Below are 1,326 nucleotides of genomic sequence, written 5' to 3'. Positions count from 1 at the left end.
CCGCCGGGAGACTGGCGGGACACCCACGTGAATACATAGCGTGGCGTGAGGCACACCCGGGGAACTGAAACATCTAAGTACCCGGAGGAAGAGAAAGAAAATTCGATTCCCTGAGTAGCGGCGAGCGAAACGGGAACAGCCCAAACCAGGAAGCATGCTTCCTGGGGTTGTAGGACACTCTACACGGAGTTACAAAGGGATAGGGTAGGTGAACGACCTGGAAAGGTCGGCCAGAGAAGGTGACGGCCCTGTAGCCGAAACCCCATCCCCTCCAGAGTGGATCCTGAGTACGGCGGGACACGTGAAACCCCGTCGGAATCCGGGAGGACCATCTCCCAAGGCTAAATACTTCCTAGTGACCGATAGTGAACCAGTACCGTGAGGGAAAGGTGAAAAGCACCCCGCAAGGGGAGTGAAACAGATCCTGAAACCGTATGCCTACAAGTAGTCAGAGCCCGTTCACGGGTGATGGCGTGCCTTTTGTAGAATGAACCGGCGAGTTACGATGGCGGGCGAGGTTAAGCCGATGAGGCGGAGCCGCAGCGAAAGCGAGTCTGAACAGGGCGCATCAGTGCGTCGTCGTAGACCCGAAACCAGGTGATCTACCCATGTCCAGGATGAAGGTCAGGTAACACTGACTGGAGGTCCGAACCCACGCACGTTGAAAAGTGCGGGGATGAGGTGTGGGTAGCGGTGAAATGCCAATCGAACCTGGAGATAGCTGGTTCTCTCCGAAATAGCTTTAGGGCTAGCCTCGAGGTGAAGAGTTCTGGAGGTAGAGCACTGATTGGACTAGGGGCCCCCACAGGGTTACCGAATTCAGTCAAACTCCGAATGCCAGCAACTTGTACTCGGGAGTCAGACTGCGAGTGATAAGATCCGTAGTCGAGAGGGAAACAGCCCAGACCATCAGCTAAGGTCCCCAAGTGTATGTTAAGTGGAAAAGGATGTGGCGCTGCACAGACAACTAGGATGTTGGCTTAGAAGCAGCCACCATTCAAAGAGTGCGTAATAGCTCACTAGTCGAGTGGCGCCGCGCCGAAAATGTAACGGGGCTAAACATACCACCGAAGCTATGGATCCCGTAAGGGATGGTAGGAGAGCGTTCCAAGCAGCAGTGAAGCGGTATCGTGAGGAGCCGTGGAGCGCTTGGAAGTGAGAATGCCGGTGTGAGTAGCGAAAAGAGGGGTGAGAATCCCCTCCGTCGAAAGCCTAAGGTTTCCTGAGGAAGGCTCGTCCGCTCAGGGTTAGTCTGGACCTAAGCCGAGGCCGAAAGGCGTAGGCGATGGACAACAGGTCGATATTCCTGTACCGCCGTACCACCGT

At 55.5% G+C, this 1,326-nt stretch carries 1 rRNA gene; it reads left to right on the top strand.

What is annotated here, in order from left to right:
- Nucleotides 1-1,326: ribosomal RNA gene (locus ON063_RS14535) — 23S ribosomal RNA — on the top strand; the annotation flags it as partial.

This window comes from Exiguobacterium sp. B2(2022) (assembly GCF_028823655.1).
Taxonomy (GTDB): domain Bacteria; phylum Bacillota; class Bacilli; order Exiguobacteriales; family Exiguobacteriaceae; genus Exiguobacterium; species Exiguobacterium aestuarii_A.
Note: the sequence above shows the minus strand (reverse complement) of the source record. Positions and strands in the feature narration are given on the sequence as shown.